This window comes from Amycolatopsis sp. NPDC033938, from assembly GCF_055575975.1.
The window spans coordinates 38497-57565 of record NZ_JBVIRO010000026.1 but is presented as its reverse complement, the minus strand read 5'-3'; the positions used below and the strand labels follow the sequence as shown (position 1 = coordinate 57565).

Here is a 19069-nt window from a genome sequence, read left to right as displayed (position 1 = left end):
CTGTGGATCGGCGCCCTGATCCGGCGGGTCGACGACTTCTTCGTCTCGCGCCCGCAGCAGGAGAGCGGCCGCGGCGCTGGCGGGGGAGTGTCCTGAGTGGACTGTCACGCGGCTGCCCGAAGGCGGACTGCATCTCTGGGTACGGCTACCGGCGGGGAGCGACTCGAACGCCCTCGCCCGCGCGGCGCGAGAGCGGGGGAGTCGTGGTCGGGGCAGGGGAGCGGTTCTTCGCCACCGAGCCGTCCGGGCCGTTCCTCAGACTCGGCTTCGCCGCCGCCGCCATCGCCGAACTCACCGAGGGCGTCCGGCGACTCAATCAAAGTGTATAACGACCTATACGGCGTGGCTCATGCCAAAATCGCGTCCAGGAAAAGGAAAGTGGCGTGATCGGCTGACTGCCGTGAAGGCCTCCTTCCCTACTCTGAAGGTAGGGAAGGAGGCCTTCACGACCGGGGGTGGCGGCTTCTGCCGGACTCGCGCCCGGCAGGAGCGGTGATCATCGGTCCAGACCTCGGCGTCCCGCCCTCGCGAGGATGTCGGCGGCCGCCGGATCGGCCTGGGCGGCGTCGTCGAAGTTCTCCTTGGGCAGCACGGTGTTCCCGGCCACGATCACCGTCTCGGGCGGGGTGTCGTGACCGTCGGGCAGGACGTCCCAGAAGTTGCCCGCGAAGACGACGTTCTCCATCGGCGGGCCCACCTGGAGCACGATCGGGGTGTCGGCCCGGTGGACGATGTTGCCGAGAACGGTGATCCACGCCGCGCCGTAGTCGGCGTACAGGCCGAAGTTGTACGAGGTGAGGACGTCGCGGATCACGTTGCCGCGGACCATCGCCCCGCCGGCGAACGACGAGCCCTGTGGTGCCGAGAGGTAGATCCCGCCGCCGTCCATCAGCTTCCCCATGCTGCGTTCGACGAGGTTCGAGATCACCTGGGTGCCCTTGGCCCGCTCGCCGCCGGTGATCACGATGCCGTTGTGCGGGACATCGTGGATCTCGTTGTGCACCACGGTCGTGTCCGCGGACTCGACGACGAGGACGGCGGGCGAGCCGCGGTATTCGGCGCCGATGTGGTGGACGAGGTTGTCCTCGACGGAGACCCGGATGCTCGTGTGGACCGCGATCCCGCTGCCGGAGATCTCGTCGAAGGTGTTCGCCCGGATCGCGACGTCGGTGCCGTCCTCGATCAGGACCGCTCCCGCGCCGAGTCTGGTGAAATGGTTGCCCTCCATGGTGATCCGGCTGACCGACGTGAGGCTGACGTTGGCGGGCAGCTGGACCGGCTCAGACGGCACGTGGACGTAGCCCACGTCCGCGCCAAGGTCGATCTTCTGGAAACCGCCCCGCTCGTGGCGGGCGTTGCCGTGATAGTGGAGGTAGCCGCCGGTGCGGGTGGGGCCGGACCAGGCCGCGTCGGTGAGGGTGAAGCCGCGCACCACGAGGTCGTGCACGCCTCGTGCGCTGATGAGTGTTTCGAGCACCGGGGCGACGACGCCGGTCTCGCCGATCTTCTCGCCGGGGCGCGGACAGTAGTGCAGGACGTGGCCGCCGGAATCGGTGCGGCTGACGGCGAAGGTGCCCGGTTCGGTCAGGAAGGCCACGTTGTTCTCGAGTACGGAAGGGGCGGCGAGACCGTCCCAGGTGCCGTCTCCGCCGGCGCCGTGCCATTGGGCGTCGTAGAGGGACTTGGCGTTGTCGAAGGCGGGCTGAGCCATCGTGATGGTGGTCGAAGAGGCGTCGCCGGAGATCGACGCGACCGCGAGCCGGGCTTCCGACCATGGATAGACGCCGGGGTAGACGAACTCCAGCCCGGACGGGTCCGGCCACGACTGAGGCTCCACGCTGTCCGTGACGTAACCGGTCACCATTTTCGTCACGGTTCCCGGTAGGCCACTTGTTCGAGCCGCCCGTGCCGCGGGATGGCCGTCGACAGTGAGCCGTCGAGGCGCCAGGTCGCCGATCGGGGCCGTCCAGATGCCGTCGTCGCCTTCCGTCCAGCCGGTGATCTCGCGGCCGCCGCTCAGTTCGACCTTCGCCTGCGCCGGTGTTCCGTAGCCTTGTGCCTGGTAGATCACGCGGAAACCGTGCATACCGGAATCGCCTGCCTCGTCTTCGAAAACGAGGGGTTCTTCGAGGTGGTGGACGCCTGCCGTGAAGGTGACGATGATGTCGCCGGTCATTCCGGCGGTGGCGGCGCGGACGGCTTCGCGTGCCGCCTTCGGGGTGGCGAAGGGCTGGTCGGCGGTGCCGGGCCGGTCGTCCTTGCCGTCAGGGGAGACGAAGAACCTGATTTCAGGCATGCTGAAGCGCTCCTGCCACGAGATTTATGGGATATACTGAAGTTTATTACCTAAACACGTATGAGCGATCAGCGTCAAGGGAGTAGCCGGTGACGGAAGAGGACGCGCAGCCCGATCCTGAGCGTGCGATCGAGCTGCTCTGGGGTGCGCCCGAGCCGGAGCGGCCCGGGTTGAGCCTCGGGCGGATCGTCGCGGCGGCCGTCGAAGTCGCGGACGCCGAAGGACTCGCGGCGCTGTCGATGCGCAAGGTCGCGGAACGGTTCGGTACCACCACCATGTCGCTGTACCGGTACGTTCCCGGCAAGGCGGAACTGGTGGAACTCATGCGTGACGCCGTGTACGGCGAGTTCCCGGTGCAGCCCGCGGACGGACTCGGCTGGCGAGAGGGTCTCGAACGATGGGCCCGGTTGGCATGGGAGAGGTACCGCCGCCACCCATGGCTGGTCCACAGTGCCGGAACCCGCCGTCTGCCGGGCCCCAACATCATGACCGGGTACGACCACGCCCTGGACGTGGCCTCGCGGAGCGGCCTCGCGCCGGCGCAGGTGATCGCCGTGGTGAACCTGGTGGGCGGGTTCGTCGAGTCCGTCGCGCGTCAGGCGGGGGAGACCGCGGAACTTCAGCGGCGCACGGGCGTGTCCCACGAGCGCTGGTGGAGTGAACGAGAGTCCCTCTTCGAGCGGCTGGACGCCTATCCGGCCCTGGAGAGGTTATGGAAGGAGGGTGGGATGGACACCCCGCTCGATCCCTTCGAATTCGGGCTGCAGCACACCCTCGACGGCGTCCAGGCGCTCGTCGACAGTCAGGGGAGTGAGGTTATTCGTGACGAAAATAGGGGAGGGGAGTGCGCCGCGTGCGGCAAGCCACTCGACGGGGGAGGGCGGGGCAGGCCACGGGCCTACTGCTCGAGGGCCTGCCAGCAGCGCGCCTACCGCCGACGTCAGGCTCACACGGACTGAGTTCGGTCTTATCAAGTGTATAACGACCTATTCAGTCTGGCGAAGTAGAAGATCAACTTCAAGCACTGAGAAAAGCCCGCAAAGACTGTCGGGGGTCCTGGCTAAGGTGGCCTGGTGATCACCGAGGTCTTGCTGGAGCAGGTCGACGAGAGCCTTCAGACGCCAGTGCTCTTCGAGGGTTTCGTCGAACCGGGAGCGCAGGCTGCCCAGGCGCTGCTGGTGCTGGGGAAGGTCGCCCGCACGCGGTTCTGGATGCCGCCGTCCATGGTGAACCGCCTCATCGCCGAATCGGATCCGGTGTTCAGCGCGGACCGGACGACACTGCGCGCGGAAGCCTTTTCGCCGTGCTGCGGTGTGTACGCCAGACTCGATCTGCCGGAGGTGGGCGGTCTCGGCGAAGGCTGTACCAACGTCGATCTGTCCGAGGCGACGCGGACCGTCCTGGCCGGGGTCGTGGCGCAGGATCCGTTGCACCTGACCGTTCGCGGAGAGGGGATCCGGCTCCGCACGCTGGACGGGCAGAACGACGAGTCCGTGGTGCCGCTGCCGGATCGCTGGGTCGCGGGCTTCGCCGAGGTCGCCGCCGTCACGGCCGGCGCGGTGAAGAAAGCCGAGCTGGACAAGCTGGAGGCACGGAACTTCCTGCGGCGGCTTCCGGTCGCCGTCGGCAGGTCGTGGGCGGTCGCGTCCGGCCGAGGTCTTCGGTTGACGTCACGGTCGGGCGGGGACTCGATCCCGGCCGGCGGGCTCCATCGGTTGCGGGTGGTCGAGCCGCTCATCCGGTTCGTCCAGGGCTTGACCGTCCACACGCGACCGGACAGCGAGGTCGCGACCTGGGTGCTCCAGCTGGATCGAGCGCGACTCGCCGTGACGCTGTCGCCGGAGCCGTCCCGTGGCTTCTCGGGCGAGGGCGGCTGGCTGAACGCGCTGGCCGGGGGACTCGAAGCGCCGGAGCTGGTGGCGGGTCGCGCCGGCCATGACGTCGTCGACGGCAGGTGGTTTCCGCGTGAGCTTCCGAGCGGGAGCGCTCCGGCGAACGGGCGGCTGGCGAAGGCGCGCGAACTCGTCGCCGCCGGAGCCGTCCGGATGCTGCCCGACGGTGGCTACGAGATCACGCGCGGCGGCTCGGTGCAGCGCGTCCGGCTGATGCCTGCCGGGTGCACGTGTGCGTGGTGGGCCAAGCATCAGGAGACTCGTGGGCCGTGTTCGCATGTCTTGGCGGCCCGGATTTCAGCGGCTGAGGCGTGAGGCGGCCTTCGCGGCTTTCGAACTGCCTTTGAATCCCGCCAGCCAGTCCTTCGTTTCGGCGCTGATCGTGCCCGCGCCGCGGTCCACGAGGTCCGCGGCGAGTTCCAGCAGCGCGAAGATGCCGCGGTGGGCGGGTTTCAGCTTCGGCAGCAGTGTGTCCAGTGTGGACAGGATCGCGCTCGGATGGTCGTTCGCGATGATCGAAAGCCGGGGAGCGAGTCTCGTCGGGACGAGGTGATGCCCGAGTACGCCCAATGCCTCGCCGAGTGCACGGGGTCCGAGCAGGCGCCGGTCGAAGAGGGTCAGTGCGGCGTCTGTGCCCAGCTGGACGGCGGCGGGGCGTTTCAGCGCGAGAGAGGTGGCGATGAGCATCGTGCCGGGGAACCCTGGGACCGAGGGGCTGTCGAGGAACGGGGGCAACGCGGCTTTCTCGACGGGGTAGCCGACTTCGAAGTCGTTGAAGAACAGGTCCCCGGCGACGGCGGCTTCCAGGTGGTCACGGTCGTAGGGCGAGAAGACCGCTTCGTGGCAATCGGTGAAGCCGAGCCATTCGGGGGGGCGGGCCGTCGAAGAGCATGCCCAGCCAGGGAGTTTTCGGTGCGACTGGTTGCGGGTTTCGTTCGACCTCCAGTAAGTCGACGTTGTATTCGCCGCGGTCGACTTTGGCCGTCCAGGTGATCGGCGGTCCGGGTTGGCCGCGCAGTGCCGCGGCGGGGTCGGCGGATTCGGGGTGCCGGGCGCGGGCGGCGGCGAGGGCGGTCCAGCCGGTGTCTTCGATGGCCGGTCCGCCGAGGGCGTAGCGGATGGTGGCGGCGTGTGGTCCGGTGAGTGCCGAGGCGAGTGCGAGGGCTTCGGGCCGGGTGTCGGGGGCGAGTCTGAGGAGGGCGTCGACGACGTCGTCCTCGGCCGCGTCGGGGTGTTCGAGCATGCGGGAGACGAAGACGACGGGGTCGAGCCAGCCGCCCTGGTGGGTGGCGGCGGAGACGGGTACGGCGGTGCCGTCGAGCAGCGCGGTGATCCGGTGGTGGAGGGGGCGGCGCCAGCCGTCGACCTGGGGCGGACGGGTGACGTCGCGGCCCGCGAGGCCGAGGACGAGGGTGGCGATCAGTTTCGGTACGGCCGGGCCGTATTTCTCGCCCGCGATCTTGGCGGCGCGTTTCACCAGGGGTTTGAGGGCGTCCTGGAGTTCGCCGGCGACCCGGTGGGCGCCGTCGAGGGCGGCGAGGAGGAGGTCGGCCTGGTCCGGGTCGGCGAGGAGGGAGGAGAGGGCTTCCGCGACCGCGGCCGGGGTGTCGGGGATGTCGAGGGGGATGGTCAGCATCCGACGCTGGTGCCATGGCGGGCGTACCGGTTCGGGGTAGTCGGCGGGTTCGATGGTGGGTGTCGTGTCCGAGGCGACGCCGAGCCGGGTGGTGGCGAGGGTGCGGACGTCGGACGCTTCGTGGGTGAGTGCGGCTTCGAAGACTTCGTTGGCGAGGTCGGTCAGTTCGGGGCGCCGGTCGGCGATGCGGCCGGCGAGTTTGAGGGCGAGTTTGGCGGTGGCGGCGCCGCGTCCGGCCGCGGCCGCGGGGAGGTGCTGGAGTGCGACTTCGTCGTCGAGTGTGCCTTGTTTGTCCACTAGGGACAGTGCTTTGACGGCGAAGGAGACGGTGCGGGGGAGGCTGCTTCCGCAAAGCCGGGCGTAGCGGGTTTGGGCCGCTGTGCGCTCGTCCGGTGTGGGGGTGAGGGCTTCGTGGAGTGCGGCGTACCACTGGGCGCGGAAGGCGGCGAAGTCGCGGGCGAGGACGTCGAGGGTGAGGTCGAGGAGCCTGGTGCGGTCGAGCTCGCCGGTCTTGGTCAGTTCGAGTAGCGCGGTGGACCATTTGTCCTCGTCGCGGACGTACTTGTCGAAGGCCGCGAAGCTGGTGTCCCCGGTGCCTTCGACCGTGAGCAGTTCCCAGAGTTCGGTGAGGGCTTCGGGTTCGGTCCGGAGGCGTTCGGCGAGGGGGTTGCCGCGGAAGCGGCCGGCCCAGCGGAACCAGCCCGCGTAGTAGTCGGGTGTCCGGATGGGTTCGAGGTCGCCTTCGCGGACCATGCGGCGGATGGCTTCCCAGGCGGTTTGGTGCCGGATGAGGCGGAGGGCCATCGTCTTGCGTTCGGCGAGGGGCCGGTCCTGCAGGACGCGTTCGAGGATCGTGGGTGAGGCGATCCAGAGTTTGCCGAGGAGGGGGTCTGAGGCGGGGAGGGTGGCCCAGAGCGCGGTCGCGGCTTGCTGGCCTTTGAGCGGGTTTCGGGCGCCGTAGGTGTCGGGTTCGATCTCGGTGAACTCGCTGCTGTCCTTGAACGCGGCCAGGAGCTCGGGGATCAGGGCTTTCCGCTCGGCATGGGGGAGCGCGAGGATCCGGGTGAGGACTTCCGACGGCTGGCCGGTGAGGAGCGCGTTCAGGTGCACGGGCCCATTGTGTCGTGAGGCTGTCCTGTGGTCGGGATGGGAGGTGTCTCGGCGATCCGGGTCGTTCAGGTGGTCTGGGTGGCGTGTTCGGGCGGGATGGTGGCCCCCCATTACTACTCACGAGGGGCGGGGGGTCAGAGGGTGGCGAGTCTGCCGAAGCCGTCGGATCCGTGGCCGGTGTCGATCGCTCGCTGCACGTGGGCGCGGGCGGCGGTGAGGACGCCGTTGTCGAGGTCGCGGGCCCGGACGGTTTCGAGGATGTGGTCCATCGTCGCCGCGGTGGAGGCGAGTGTGCCGTAGTCGCCGGTGTAGTGGTCGGTGGAGACCTGGTCGGCGAGGAGGTCGATCATGTCCGGGAAAAAGCCGAGGAGCGCTTTCGCGTGTGTGGCGATGTCGGTGGCGTCGATGTTCTCCGCTTTGGCGAGGGCGAGCATGTGGATCACGCCGCTCATGGAGGTCCAGAGCATGTCCTGCAGGGACGCGTCGAACGCGGCGGCCCGGCCGGGATCGTCGCCGACGTGCTGTGTGTTCTCGCCGAGGGCGGTGAGGGTGTCCCGGTGTTTCCGGTAGACGTCGGTGGGGCCGCTGTAGAAGAAGGCCGCGTCCGGGCCGCCGATCGCGTCGGTGGTCGCCATGATGACGCCGTCGAGGTAGTCGATGCCGTGGTCCGTCGCCCAGTCGGCCATCTCGCGGGCCTGCCGTGGTGAGCCGCCGGTGACGTTGACGAGGGTGCGGCCTTTGAGTGTGCCGGGGTCGAGGATGGACCGCGCCGCGCGGTAGTCGCGGACGCAGACGACGACGAGCGGGCTGGCCGCGATGGCTTCGGCGGCGGTCGGGGCGGTGGTGGCGTTGAGGCCGTTTTCCTTGCCAGGGGTGCGATTCCACACGGTGGTGGGGTGGTTGGCGGCGGCGAACGCGGCGGCGAGGGCGTGTCCCATGGGGCCGAGTCCGAGGACGGTCACGGTGGTCATGGCGGCTACGCTAAACCTTGACATTGACGTGAGAGTCAAGTCCGGGGGTGCGGATGCGGATCGGGGAACTCGCGCGGCGGACGGGGGTCAGCGAGCGTGCGTTGCGGTACTACGAGGAGCAGGGCCTGCTGACGCCGGAGCGGCGGCCGAGTGGCTATCGCGTGTACGGCGACGCCGATGTGGCGGCGGTGCGGCGGATCAGGATCCTGCTCGGGGCGGGGCTGAACACCGCGCAGATCATGGAGATTTTGCCGTGCATCGTCGACGAGGACGGCTGGCTGACGCCGGATTGTCCTGAGCTGGTCGATGCCTTGCGGCAGCAGCGTGCGCGGATCGACGAGGCGATCGGGGAGCTGGAGGCCACGCGCGCGAACCTCGACACGATCATCGGTGCGGACCGGCGGGTGGGCTGACGCGGCGACGATGGCCAGGGCGCCGGTTCCGGGTGCGTCCGGCTGTCGCGGGAAACGGGAAAGGCGGCCGTGCCCCGGAGGACACGGCCGCCTTTTCGTCGGTGGTTCAGGCTCAGATGAGGCCGAGCTTCTTGACCGCGTCGCGCTCTTCGGCCAGTTCGTTGACCGAAGCGTCGATGCGGGCACGCGAGAAGTCGTCGATCTCCAGGCCCTGGACGATCTTGTACTCGCCGTTCGCGGCGGTGACCGGGAACGAGGAGATCAGGCCTTCCGGGACGCCGTAGGAGCCGTCGGATACGACCGCCGCCGAGGTCCAGTCACCCTCGGGGGTGCCGTTGACCCAGGTGTAGACGTGGTCGATCGCCGCGGAGGCGGCCGACGCGGCGGAGGACAGGCCGCGGGCTTCGATGATCGCCGCGCCGCGCTTGGCGACGGTGGGGATGAAGTCGTCGGCCAGCCACTGCTGGTCGGTCAGCACCTCGGTCGCGGGCTTGCCGGACACCTCGGCGTGCGCGATCGACGGGTACTGGGTCGCGGAGTGGTTACCCCAGATCGCGACCTTCTTCAGCTCGGTCACCGGTACGCCGAGCTTCTTGGACAGCTGGGCGAGTGCGCGGTTGTGGTCGAGGCGGGTCATCGCGGTGAAGCGCTCGGCCGGGACGTCGGGCGCGTGCGCCTGCGCGATGAGGGCGTTGGTGTTGGCGGGGTTGCCGACCACGAGGACCTTGATGTCGTCGGCAGCGCCGGCGTTGATGGCCTCGCCCTGCGGCTTGAAGATGCCACCGTTGGCCTCGAGCAGGTCGCCGCGCTCCATGCCCTTGGCACGGGGGCGGGCGCCGACGAGGAGGGCGACGTTCGCGCCCGAGAAGGCCTGCTTCGCGTCGTCGAAGATGTCGATGCCCGCGAGCAGCGGGAACGCGCCGTCTTCGAGTTCCATCGCGGTGCCCTCAGCCGCCTTGACCGCCTGCGGGATCTCCAGGAGCCGCAGCTTCACCGGGGTGTCTTGGCCGAGCAGCTGACCGGACGCGATGCGGAAGAGCAGCGCGTAGCCGATCTGGCCGGCCGCACCGGTGACGGTGACGTTGACAGGGGCTTGGGTCATTGCGGTTCTCCAGCTTGAGGCGACATCGACTTGGTACCGCGATGCTAGTCCTGTCCCGAGTCGTCGTTCGGGTGCGTCCAGTCACTGTTTTCTTGATCGATGCCACCACCGGTCACGTTCGCGGCGAGCCGTGACAGCAGTCCGGCCAGTGTGGTGATCTCTTCGGCGCTGAATCCGGCGCGGAGTCGCTTGTCGTGTGCGATGGCGGCCTTGGCGAGCCGGTGGAAGACGGTTTCGCCCTCGTCGGTGAGTTCGACGACATGGATCCGCCGGTTGTCCGGGTCACGCCGCCGGGTGATCAGGCCGGTGTTCTCCATGGCGTTGAGGTGGTGGGTCAGTGTGGCGCCCTGGATGCCGACCGCGGCCGCGAGTTCGCGCTGGTTGGCGACGCGCCGGGTTTTCAGTGTGATCAAGATCTGCCAGACGGGTTGTGAGCCGCCCTCGGTGGTGAGGGCTTGGTCGAAGGCTCGTCCGACGGTTTTGGCGGTCTTGGCGAGGACGACGCCGATGGGTGCCGCGGTCGGTTTCTGCACGTCTCGCAGCTTAGCGTACCAATCGAAGGGTTTGACATCGAAACGTTCGATATCTAACGTTTAGTGCATCGAACGAGTCGGAGGAAATCCCATGCGCAGTACGGAGAACGAGATCCGCTACCTCGGGGCCCTCTGGGCCGACGCCGAGGTGCGCGGTGATACCGAAGCACTCGACGCGATGACCGTGGCCGACTTCACCCTGGTCGGCCCCCTGGGTTTCGTGCTCGGTAAACCGCAATGGCTGCGGCGCTACCGCGACGGAGACCTGATCACCGAGAAACTGGACTGGACCGAGGTCGAAATCCGTGACTACGGCGCCGCCGCGGTGTCCGTCGGCGTGCACGCCCAGGAAGGCACGCATCAGGGGCACCGCGTCGACGGCCGGTTCCGGGTCACCCATGTGTTCGTGCGCGACGCCGACCGCTGGCTCATCGCGGGTATCCATCTGAGCCCGGTCGGCGGGCCTCCGCCCTTCGCTGACGCCTCGGGAAGATGAGCGGGGAAGACCATGCGGATCAGCGTCAGCATCACCGATTTCTCCTGGCCCGGCGGACAGGCCGGGCTGGTCGACGGGCTCACCGCGGTCGCCCGTGCCGCCAACGAGAGTGAGCTGGACACCCTGTGGGTGGCGGATCACCTGCTGCAGACCGCGCCTGGCAGCACTCCGGACTCGGAAATGCTGGAGGCGTACACGACTCTGGGCTACCTCGCCTCGGTGACCTCCCGGATCAGGCTCGGCACGATGGTCAGCGCCGCCACCTTCCGGGCGCCCGCCCTCCTGGTGAAGGCGGTCACCACGCTGGACGTCCTCTCGCGGGGCCGGGCCTGGCTGGGGATCGGCGCGGGCTACCAGGAGGACGAGGCGCGCGCGATGGGCCTGTCGCTGCCGCCGGTCGCCGAACGGTTCGAGCGGCTGGAGGAGACGCTCCGGATCGCACTCCGGATGTGGGACGGCGACACCTCGGCGTTCACCGGACGGCACTACCGGCTGGAGCGGCCGGTCAACAACCCCCTGCCGGTGCGGCGGCCGAGGCTGCTCATCGGCGGAACCGGGCCGAAGCGGACCCTGCGGCTCGTCGCCCGGTACGCCGACGCGTGCAACCTCTTCGACATTCCTGACGGCGGCGAAACCGTCCGCGCGCAGCTGGACGTCCTCGCCCGGCACTGCGCCGAGATCGGGCGGCCCGTCGAGGAGATCGAGAAGACCATCGCGACCCGGCTGGCGCCGGGGGAGTCCTCGACGGACTTCGCCTACCGGTGCGAGCGGTTCGCGTCATGGGGACTCGACCACACGGTGGTGATCACCGCCGGCCCGTGGCGAGCGGAAGCGGTGACGCTGCCGGCCGAGGCCGCGAGCCTCGTCGGCGCGTGATCGCGGTTGTCTCTCCGAAATCGTCAACACCCGATACGCGGCGACGTTTTTCATATCGTGCCAACGAGGTGGTGTTTTCCGGGGATTTCGCCGTTCGCGGCAACCCCGGAAAACGGTTACAGTCCATAAACTTATTTCATGAACCGATTGCCGGGACGTTTTCGTCCGATCGGCGGGCGGCATCGTGAAGATCGTTTCGCTAACCTGAGTCCGCCCAGTTCCCCGCCCCCCGTGTGGAAGTTTTGGGAAGGACCTCATGTTCACCACAGTGGTCGCCGCCGTCTCGCTTTTCTCGTCGATAATAACACCGAATAGCTGGTCGCCGCCGCCGGGACCGCCGCCGGACCGGGTCGTCATCGACGTGGTCACCGTCAATGGATCCGGTTGTCCGCCGGGTTCGTCGGCCATCGCCGTCGCCAAGGACAACACCGCGTTCACGGTCACCTACAGCGAATACACCGCACAGGTCGGTGTCGGCGCGAAACCGACCGATCTACGCAAGAACTGCCAGCTCAACCTCAACATCCATGTGCCGCAGGGATTCACCTACGGTATCGCCAGTGCCGACTATCGCGGTTTCGCCTCGCTCGAATCCGGCGCCAAAGGGTTGCAGCGGGCGAATTACTACTTCCAGGGCAATTCGCCGACCGCGCAGGTGAGTCATCCGCTCAACGGGCCCTTGTCGGACAACTGGCAATTCCGTGACGAGGCCGAGGGTGGCGTCATCGTCTACAAGCCGTGTGGTGAGGACCGGAATCTCAACGTGAACACCGAACTGAGGGTCGCCGCGGGTTCCTCGGACCCGAAGAAGACCACCAGTTTCATCACGATGGATTCGACCGACGGAGCGGTCAGGACCACCTACCACTTCTCCTGGAAGACCTGCCCGACCTCCTGACAACGCCGCCAGGGTGACGGCCTGCTTCCCTGTCCGGAAGAAGGCCGTCCCACCCATGCCCTGACCAGGTTCTCCTCGACCCTGTGTCGGGTCGCCCCGCAAATATCGAATCCGCCCAGTTCCCCGCCGTGTGGAAGTTTTGGGAAGGAATCCCATGCTCAATGCGCTGGTTGCTGCCGTGACGCTTTTCTCCTCGGTCGTCACATCGAATGGCTGGGTGCCGCCTCCCGCGCCTGCCGACAAGATAATCATCGATGTCGTGACCGTCAACGGAACCGGCTGCAGACCGGGTACCGCGGCCGTTTCCGTGTCGCCGGACAACACCGCGTTCACCGTCACCTACAGCGAATACACCGCACAGGTCGGTGTCGGCGCGAAACCGACCGACCTCCGCAAGAACTGCCAGCTCAACCTCTACGTGCACGTGCCGCAGGGATTCACCTACGGTATCGCGAGCGCTGATTATCGAGGTTTCGCCTCCTTGGCGGCGGGTGCCACCGGGCTGGAACGGGCGAACTATTACTTCCAAGGAAATTCGCCGACCTCCTACGTGAACCACAACCTGAAAGGCCCGCTGGAGGACAACTGGCAGTTCACCGACGAGATCGAAGTCGGCGCCATCGTGTACAAGCCCTGCGGTGAGGACCGGAACTTCAACATCAACACGGAATTGCGGGCCGCGGTCGGCACTTCCGATCCGAAGAAGACCACCAGTTTCGTCACCATGGACTCCACCGACGGTGCCATCAAGACCACCTACCACTTCTCCTGGAAACCCTGTCCCAAGCCGAAGAACTGATCCGGTGAGGCGGCGGCCTTCTTCGAGTTCCGGCGAAGGAGGCCGTCACCCCTTCGCGGAAGGCGACGGATCGGTGGCCTCCACCCCGAACGCGCGGCCCAGCGCGATCACCGTCTCGTCGAGATGACCGAGGCTGGTGAGCACCGAACGTGCCTGCGGGTCGTCGATCCGGTCCGCCACCGGCGTACCGTCGTCGCGGACCAGCGTCCCGTGCCCGGAACCACCGGGAGAACTCGTCGCTTTCCTCAACACGGCGATGTTCTTCCGGATCCGCCCCGTGTACAGCCGCAGCCGGTCCGCCTCGTTCACCAGCAGCCCGGCCTGCGACCGCGCCGCGACATGCCGGGCGCGGAAGGCGATCGTCTCCACCGTCGTCAGGACATGCCAGCCGTAGTCACGGCGGCTGCTGAGATTCACCGGATGAGTGAGCGGCTCGATCGTCGTGCGGACCTTGTCCACCGCCCGGTCCAGAGCACGCGACTTCTCGATGACGCTCACGTTCTCCGCCCCGGACAACAGACCCGCGGCCTTCTCCACGAACTCGTCCAGTTCGTCCAGCAACGCGGAGACGTCGTCGAGCATCACCGCACGGGTGCGTACCGGCACGATCACCACCGCGGCCAGCACGCCGGCCGCCGCGCCCACCGCGGTCTCCGCGACGCGGATCCACAGCACCTCGAGACTGAACGTCCCCAGCAGGCTGTAGAGCAGGCCGAGCATGCTGGTGATGAAGAACGCCATGATCACCTGCGACACCCGCGCCATGTAGACCATGCCGAAGACACACACGAGGATCAGCGCCAGCGTCGCCGGCACACTGCCCGACACCAGCAGGGTCAGCACCAGGCCGCCCACGATGCCGATCAGCGTGCCGCCGAGCCGACGGACGCCCTTCACGAACGTCGCACCCGCCGTCGACGAACCGATGAACACCACGAACACCGTCAGGACCGCCCAGTACCACCGCTGGCTGGACACCAGTTCCCCGCCGAGGACGGCGAGCCCGCCGCCGACGACGGCCTGGATGGCGCTGCGCGTCTGGTTGTCGTAGGCGAACGCCGACGACTTCTCCTCTTCGGGATCTTCGGGGTCGTCGGCGGTATCGGAGACGTCGTGTTCGGCGACCCGCTGCGCCCGGACGTCGGCCAGCGCGAGTTCGGCGATGGCCCGGCGGACCCCGTCACCGGCCGCGGCGTGCTCGTCGATCCGGCTGCCTTCCACCAGCATCCTGCTGAACTCTTCGGTCTCGCTGATCAGCGGCAGTTCCCGCGGGTCGCGTTCGATGAGCGACCGGAACCGCCGCAGACGCGCGACCAGATCGTCCCGGACGTCCTCGCCGAGTTCCTCGGCGCAGGTGCGTTGCACGGTGATCGTCAGCCACTGCACCGCCAGCTCGACCTCGATCGCGCGGCGGCGCAGCCGGTTCGCCGAATCCGCCCCGGTCACCTCGGGGGCGGTGTCCTCGATGAGCAGCACGGTCTCGTGCAGACGGGCGTTGGTGGTGCGGAGCCGTTTGCGGGTGCGCTCGCTGCCGCCGACGGTCAGATAGTCCTCGGCCGCCCGCACCACCGCCGCGAGCCTCGCCCGGAACGCCCGCCGGATCCGCAGGAACTCCGCGTCGGTGTGCCTGCGCAGCAGGACGAACCGGACCACCGCGTTCGCCGCGATCCCGATCGTGAGCGCCAGAAGCAGGACCGGGACCTGCTTCAGATGTGTCTGCAGGAACATCGCGAAGAAGAACAGGAAGAACGAGATCGATCCCAGCGCGATCCCGCGCGATCCGAACCGCTGCGCGTAGACCGCGACGAAGATCAGCAGCACGAACACGACGCTGTCCAGCGGTGGGAACGCCGAACCCACACTGGCCGCGGTGAGTGACGCGGCCCCGAGCACCAGTGCCGAGATCAGCGTGATCGCCTGCTGGCCGGAGGTGGCGTCGTTGACGGTGAAGGCGGAGGTCATCGCGGCGATCGCGGCGACGAGGGTGACCGTGAGCGGCTGGTGGAACGGCAGGATGGCCAGCACCGCGACGACGATGCTGAGCACGGCCGAGAAGCCGAGCCGGAGCCGGACCAGGCCGGGGTCGGAGGCGACCAGACGATCGGTCGTGGCCTGGGTGATGCGGGAGATCATCGGGCGAGCAGCTCTCCTTGGGCGAGGGTGACCCGCCGGGCGGTGGACGAGGTGATGCGGAGACGGTATCTGGCGTGCCTCGCGGGCTCGGAGAGGGCGAACGGCCGGGTCTGACGGCGCCAGCGGAACGTCTCGCCTTCCCGGCGGTCCAGCGGCACCCAGCGCTCTCCGTCGTCGGACCCCTCCAGCACCCACGAACGCGGATCACCGCGGCGGCTGCCCGAGGTCAGCGTGTACATCACGACGTCACGACCGGCGTCCTCGACGGGGAAGTCGATGACGGGCCTGCCGCCGGGGAAGGTGATCTCGGTCTTGGTGGTGTCGTCGAACAGGGCACCGTCGCCGACCGTGATGTCCGTGAGCGGGCGCGGAGCGGCCGGTTCGACGGGGGAGCGGCCCCAGTCCGACGGTCGCTCACCCATCGTGAACTCCAGCACCGCGCCCTCCGCCAGCACCGAATGCGGGAGCGTGCTGGTCTCGTGCGGACGCCCGTCGATCGTCAGCCCGTGGACGTACACGGTGCGCTCGGTGTTGCCGGGCGCGGTGATGACCAGGTCCTTCCCGTTCTCCAGCTGGACGGTCGCCTTCGTGAACAGCGGCGCGCCGATCGCGTACTCGGGGCTGCCCATGGCCAGCGGGTAGAACCCGAGCGCGCCGAAGACGTACCAGGCGGACATTTCGCCGTTGTCCTCGTCACCGGGATAGCCCTGGCCAAGGTCGCCGCCGACGTAGAGCCGTCGCAGGACCTCCCGCACGATCCGCTGCGTCTTCGAGGGCGCGCCCGCGTAGTTGTAGATCCAGGGAATGTGGTGCGAGGGCTGGTTGGAATGCCCGTACTGTCCCATCCGGACGTCGCGGGCTTCGGTCATCTCGTGGATGAGGCCACCGTAGGAACCCGGTTTGCGGCCGGTCTCCGGCGTCGCGAAGAACGTGTCCAGTTTGGACTCCAGCGCTTCGGTGCCGCCGTGCAGCGCGGCGAGCCCGGCACCGTCGTGGGGGACGGAGAAGGCGGTGTTCCACGAGTTCGTCTCGGTGAAGTCGCCGCCCCACGCCTCCGGGTCGTAGCCCTCGGCGGCGAAGTGCCGGTTGCCGTCGCGGTTGCGGCCCTGGAAGAACCCGATCCGGTGATCGAAGTGGTTGGCGTACTGCTGCGAGCGCTGCCGGAAGTACGCGGCGTCGTCGTGGTGGCCGAGCGCTTCGGCGAGATTGGCCAGGCCGAAGTCGTTCACGCAGTCTTCGAGCGCCCACGACAGGCCCTCGTGGACCGAGGTCGGCGTGAACCCGAGGAAGATCGACTCGTGCAGGCCCTTCCGGCCGACGCTCTGCCCGCGCGGAGTCACCGTCGCGTTCTTCAGCGCCGCCTCGTAGGCCGCCTCGACGTCGAATCCCCGCACGCCCTTGAGGTACGCGTCGGCGAACGCGACGTCGGAGCTGGTGCCGGTCATCAGGTTGGCGTAACCGGGGGATGACCAGCGCGAGATCCAGCCGCCCTCGCGGTACTGCTGGACGAACCCGTCGATCATCCGCCCGCACCGACCGGGCGTGAGCAGGGCGTACGCGGGCCAGGTGGTGCGGTAGGTGTCCCAGAAGCCGTTGTTGACGTACATCTCGCCGTCGACGACCTTCGCGCCGGTCCGCGTGCGGGTGCTCGGCAGGAACCGGCGGACGACCGGGCTCGCGTGACGGACGCCCCTCGGGGTGTCCTCGTGCGCGGAGTTCGGATACAGGAACAGGCGGTAGAGGTTGGAGTAGAAGGTGTCGCGCTGGTCTTCGGTCGCGCCTTCGATCTCGACCCGGCCCAGTACCTCCGACCACGCGCCCCTGGCCCGGTCGCGGACCTGTTCGAAGCTCGTACCGGCGGGGATCTCCAGGTCGAGGTTGCGTTTCGCCTGCGCGAGGCTGATCAGCGACGTCGCGATCCGCATCGTCACCTCGCCCGCCGCGAACTCCACGAACCCGGTGACCGTGCGCCACACCGGACGCCGGATCTTCCCGCCCCCTACGGCGGGGACGTCGAACTCGGCGTGGACGAACATCCGCCGCGCACCGGCCGACAGCCTGCTGCGGACCCACGTGTGCCCGGTGACCACACAGTTCGCCGCGTCCAGCCCCCGCTTTTCGATGCGCAGCCCGCCGCGGTTACGGGCGTTGTCGAACAGCAGCCAGCCACGATCGCCCGGGAAGGTGAACCGCATCAGTGCCGCGTGATCGGACGGGGCGATGTCGGCGGTGACGCCGTTGTCGAACCGGACACCGTAATGATGCGGCCGGTCGATCTCGTCGTCGTGGGAGAAGGTGAGCGCGCGGCGGGCCCGGTCGGGCTCGACCGGCCCGATCCCCGGCATCACCTGGAAGGTGTGCCGGTCACCCATCCACGGACTCGGCTGATGCGACAGCGCGAACGCCTGCAGCGCCGGCCGGTTCGCGGCGGTGTTGTGCCGGTGATAGCTGTAGAGCCAGTTGGTGACGCCCGCGTCGGTGACCGGGGTCCAGAAGTTGAAACCGTGCGGGACGGCCGTGGCGGGAAAGTTGTTGCCCCGGGAGAACTTGTCGCTGGAATGCGTGCCGCGGGTGGTGCGGACGTGATCGACCGGCTCACGGACCTCGACCACGCGTTCGGCGATCCGGACGTCGTCCACCCAGCCGACGGGCACGCCGTCACCGGGTGGCGGTTCGCAGGCCAGGACGATCCTGACGATCCGCCGTCCGGCGAACTCGCCGAGCCGTCGGCGTACCCGATTCCACTGATCGACGTACAGCGTCTTGTCCAGGCCTTGCCCGGTGGCGCTGAACCCGGCGGCCGTGCCGTCGGCGAACTCGACGTCGAGCGCCACGAACGTGCTGCGGTAGGTGGGGACGGCGTCGGCCTCGGGGAAGACCACATAGGACAGTTCAGTGTGGCCGGTGACCTGGACGTCCACTTCGAACAGCGTCACGCGGAGCGTGCCCTCGTAGCGGAGGGCGTGCGCGCCGGTGAATCCCACACCCGGCTTCGCCGTCGGCGACGACGCCGGCCCGGTGCCGATACGCAACGCCGGATCCACCGGCTGCGGATCACCTGTTTCGAAGGAGGAGAAGAACCCGGTGATCGTCACCAGGCCACCGTAACTCGCACACGTCGGTACGGCCTGCCGGGCGGCACCGCATCCAGAGGACTAAACGCGTGAGGCGAGGAACTCCTCGAACGTGCCCACCCCGGTCGCGTTCTCCGGCGCCAGGTTCCCGCCCGCCCGAAACGCCCGGAACGCCTTGCCCGGCAGCCACACCGGCACGATCGGCTTCCGCCGTCCCGTTGCCCGCTGGTAGGCCTCCGCCAGGTCGCGCGCGGTCCGTACCTCGGGACCGCCCATATCCGGGACCCGGCCCGCGGGCTCACCGGAGGCCAACGCGACCAGCCTGTCCGCGACATCGCCGGTGCTGACCGGCTGGAACCGGAACCCGGACGGCATGAACGTCACCGGCAGCCGCCGCTGCACCGCCGACGCCCTGGCGACGAGCTCGTGGAACTGCGTCGCCCGCAGCACCGTCCACGGCAGACCGGACTCCTCGATCACCTTCTCCGAAGCCAGCTTCTCGTCGTAGTAGAAGAACCTGATCACGTCGATACCGACGATCGAGATGTACACCAGATGCGGGCTCCCGGCCCGCCGTGCCGCCTCGGTCAGGTTCCTGGTCGCCCGTTCGTCCCCGCGCCCCGGTGTCGACGCGCAATGGATGATCACCGAGACACCGTCGACCGCCTCGGCCAAGCCGTCACCGGTCCCCAGATCACACCGCGCCCACTCATGGGACACCTCCGCCGGACGCGGCCGACGGCTCATGACCCGGACCGGCAGGCCGGCGGCTAGCAGCCGCCGCACCACCTCGCGGCCCAGATCGCCGGTACCGCCGGTCACCAGAATCGGTTTCGCCAC

16 protein-coding genes are annotated in these 19069 nt (G+C 68.4%); 7 read left to right on the top strand and 9 right to left on the bottom strand.

Features of this window, described 5'->3' with window-relative positions; genetic code table 11:
• Nucleotides 1-496 precede the first annotated feature (496 nt).
• Nucleotides 497-2296 (bottom strand): right-handed parallel beta-helix repeat-containing protein, encoded by a 1800-nt coding sequence (locus tag ACZ5ZX_RS38225; RefSeq protein ID WP_465506872.1) that lies wholly within the window; start codon nt 2294-2296, stop codon nt 497-499.
• An 89-nt stretch (nt 2297-2385) separates the two neighbouring features.
• Between ACZ5ZX_RS38225 and ACZ5ZX_RS38220 the strand changes: the two genes are divergently transcribed.
• Nucleotides 2386-3255, top strand: coding sequence for a TetR/AcrR family transcriptional regulator (locus ACZ5ZX_RS38220; RefSeq protein WP_465506871.1), 870 nt, complete (start codon nt 2386-2388; stop codon nt 3253-3255).
• 114 nt (nt 3256-3369) lie between these two features.
• The gene (locus tag ACZ5ZX_RS38215; RefSeq protein ID WP_465506870.1) at nt 3370-4503 is read left to right on the top strand and encodes an SWIM zinc finger family protein; all 1134 of its coding nucleotides are present in this window, start codon (nt 3370-3372) and stop codon (nt 4501-4503) included.
• Here the strand turns inward: ACZ5ZX_RS38215 and ACZ5ZX_RS38210 are convergent.
• The 3 genes from ACZ5ZX_RS38210 to ACZ5ZX_RS38200 all read right to left on the bottom strand — a co-directional run bounded on the left by ACZ5ZX_RS38210 (nt 4486) and on the right by ACZ5ZX_RS38200 (nt 7905).
• Nucleotides 4486-4875, bottom strand: coding sequence for a hypothetical protein (locus tag ACZ5ZX_RS38210; RefSeq protein WP_465506869.1), 390 nt, complete (start codon nt 4873-4875; stop codon nt 4486-4488). The genes ACZ5ZX_RS38215 and ACZ5ZX_RS38210 overlap by 18 nt on opposite strands.
• 124 nt (nt 4876-4999) lie before the next feature.
• Entirely contained in the window at nt 5000-6934 is a 1935-nt protein-coding gene (locus tag ACZ5ZX_RS38205) for a DUF6493 family protein (RefSeq protein WP_465506868.1), read from the bottom strand.
• A 134-nt stretch (nt 6935-7068) separates the two neighbouring features.
• Nucleotides 7069-7905 (bottom strand): NAD(P)-dependent oxidoreductase, encoded by an 837-nt coding sequence (locus ACZ5ZX_RS38200; protein ID WP_465506867.1) that lies wholly within the window; start codon nt 7903-7905, stop codon nt 7069-7071.
• A 53-nt stretch (nt 7906-7958) separates the two neighbouring features.
• On the opposite strand from ACZ5ZX_RS38200, the gene ACZ5ZX_RS38195 reads away from it, so the two are divergent.
• Nucleotides 7959-8318, top strand: coding sequence for a MerR family transcriptional regulator (locus ACZ5ZX_RS38195; protein ID WP_465506866.1), 360 nt, complete (start codon nt 7959-7961; stop codon nt 8316-8318).
• A 112-nt stretch (nt 8319-8430) separates the two neighbouring features.
• Here ACZ5ZX_RS38195 and ACZ5ZX_RS38190 read toward each other — a convergent pair whose 3' ends face one another.
• Complete coding sequence (locus ACZ5ZX_RS38190) at nt 8431-9420, bottom strand: malate dehydrogenase (protein ID WP_465506865.1); 990 nt, start codon at nt 9418-9420, stop codon at nt 8431-8433.
• 44 nt (nt 9421-9464) lie between these two features.
• Nucleotides 9465-9953 carry a MarR family winged helix-turn-helix transcriptional regulator gene (locus ACZ5ZX_RS38185; RefSeq protein WP_465506864.1) on the bottom strand — a complete coding sequence of 163 codons (489 nt, stop codon included), beginning with the start codon at nt 9951-9953 and terminating at the stop codon, nt 9465-9467.
• A gap of 91 nt (nt 9954-10044) precedes the next feature.
• On the opposite strand from ACZ5ZX_RS38185, the gene ACZ5ZX_RS38180 reads away from it, so the two are divergent.
• The 4 genes from ACZ5ZX_RS38180 (at nt 10045) to ACZ5ZX_RS38165 (ending at nt 13022) form a co-directional block, all read left to right on the top strand.
• Nucleotides 10045-10449, top strand: coding sequence for a nuclear transport factor 2 family protein (locus tag ACZ5ZX_RS38180; protein ID WP_465506863.1), 405 nt, complete (start codon nt 10045-10047; stop codon nt 10447-10449).
• Between the two features lie 12 nt (nt 10450-10461).
• Entirely contained in the window at nt 10462-11325 is an 864-nt protein-coding gene (locus tag ACZ5ZX_RS38175) for an LLM class F420-dependent oxidoreductase (protein WP_465506862.1), read from the top strand.
• 256 nt (nt 11326-11581) lie between these two features.
• On the top strand, nt 11582-12223 hold the full coding sequence (locus ACZ5ZX_RS38170; protein ID WP_465506861.1) for a DUF4360 domain-containing protein: 642 nt from the start codon (nt 11582-11584) through the stop codon (nt 12221-12223).
• Nucleotides 12224-12377: 154 nt separating this feature from the next.
• A complete protein-coding gene (locus tag ACZ5ZX_RS38165) occupies nt 12378-13022 on the top strand; it encodes a DUF4360 domain-containing protein (RefSeq protein ID WP_465506860.1) in 645 nt (214 codons plus the stop codon).
• Nucleotides 13023-13067: 45 nt separating this feature from the next.
• Here the strand turns inward: ACZ5ZX_RS38165 and ACZ5ZX_RS38160 are convergent, their stop codons facing one another.
• The 3 genes from ACZ5ZX_RS38160 to ACZ5ZX_RS38150 are packed head-to-tail and all read right to left on the bottom strand — an operon-like array spanning nt 13068 to nt 19069.
• Nucleotides 13068-15155: an FUSC family protein gene (locus tag ACZ5ZX_RS38160; protein ID WP_465506859.1), complete on the bottom strand. Its 2088-nt coding sequence runs from the start codon at nt 15153-15155 to the stop codon at nt 13068-13070.
• On the bottom strand, nt 15152-18250 hold the full coding sequence (locus tag ACZ5ZX_RS38155; RefSeq protein WP_465506858.1) for a GH92 family glycosyl hydrolase: 3099 nt from the start codon (nt 18248-18250) through the stop codon (nt 15152-15154). Before ACZ5ZX_RS38155 ends, ACZ5ZX_RS38160 begins: the two co-directional genes overlap by 4 nt.
• 60 nt (nt 18251-18310) lie before the next feature.
• Entirely contained in the window at nt 18311-19069 is a 759-nt protein-coding gene (locus ACZ5ZX_RS38150) for an SDR family oxidoreductase (RefSeq protein ID WP_465506857.1), read from the bottom strand.

Bases quoted from the DNA above. Each gene is read 5' to 3' on its own strand.
- ACZ5ZX_RS38225 (WP_465506872.1), bottom strand. From the start codon at position 2,296: ATGCCTGAAATCAGGTTCTTCGTCTCCCCTGACGGCAAGGACGACCGG.
- ACZ5ZX_RS38210 (WP_465506869.1), bottom strand. From the start codon at position 4,875: ATGCTCATCGCCACCTCTCTCGCGCTGAAACGCCCCGCCGCCGTCCAG.
- ACZ5ZX_RS38200 (WP_465506867.1), bottom strand. From the start codon at position 7,905: ATGACCACCGTGACCGTCCTCGGACTCGGCCCCATGGGACACGCCCTC.
- ACZ5ZX_RS38195 (WP_465506866.1), top strand. From the start codon at position 7,959: ATGCGGATCGGGGAACTCGCGCGGCGGACGGGGGTCAGCGAGCGTGCG.
- ACZ5ZX_RS38190 (WP_465506865.1), bottom strand. From the start codon at position 9,420: ATGACCCAAGCCCCTGTCAACGTCACCGTCACCGGTGCGGCCGGCCAG.
- ACZ5ZX_RS38180 (WP_465506863.1), top strand. From the start codon at position 10,045: ATGCGCAGTACGGAGAACGAGATCCGCTACCTCGGGGCCCTCTGGGCC.
- ACZ5ZX_RS38175 (WP_465506862.1), top strand. From the start codon at position 10,462: ATGCGGATCAGCGTCAGCATCACCGATTTCTCCTGGCCCGGCGGACAG.
- ACZ5ZX_RS38170 (WP_465506861.1), top strand. From the start codon at position 11,582: ATGTTCACCACAGTGGTCGCCGCCGTCTCGCTTTTCTCGTCGATAATA.
- ACZ5ZX_RS38165 (WP_465506860.1), top strand. From the start codon at position 12,378: ATGCTCAATGCGCTGGTTGCTGCCGTGACGCTTTTCTCCTCGGTCGTC.
- ACZ5ZX_RS38160 (WP_465506859.1), bottom strand. From the start codon at position 15,155: ATGATCTCCCGCATCACCCAGGCCACGACCGATCGTCTGGTCGCCTCC.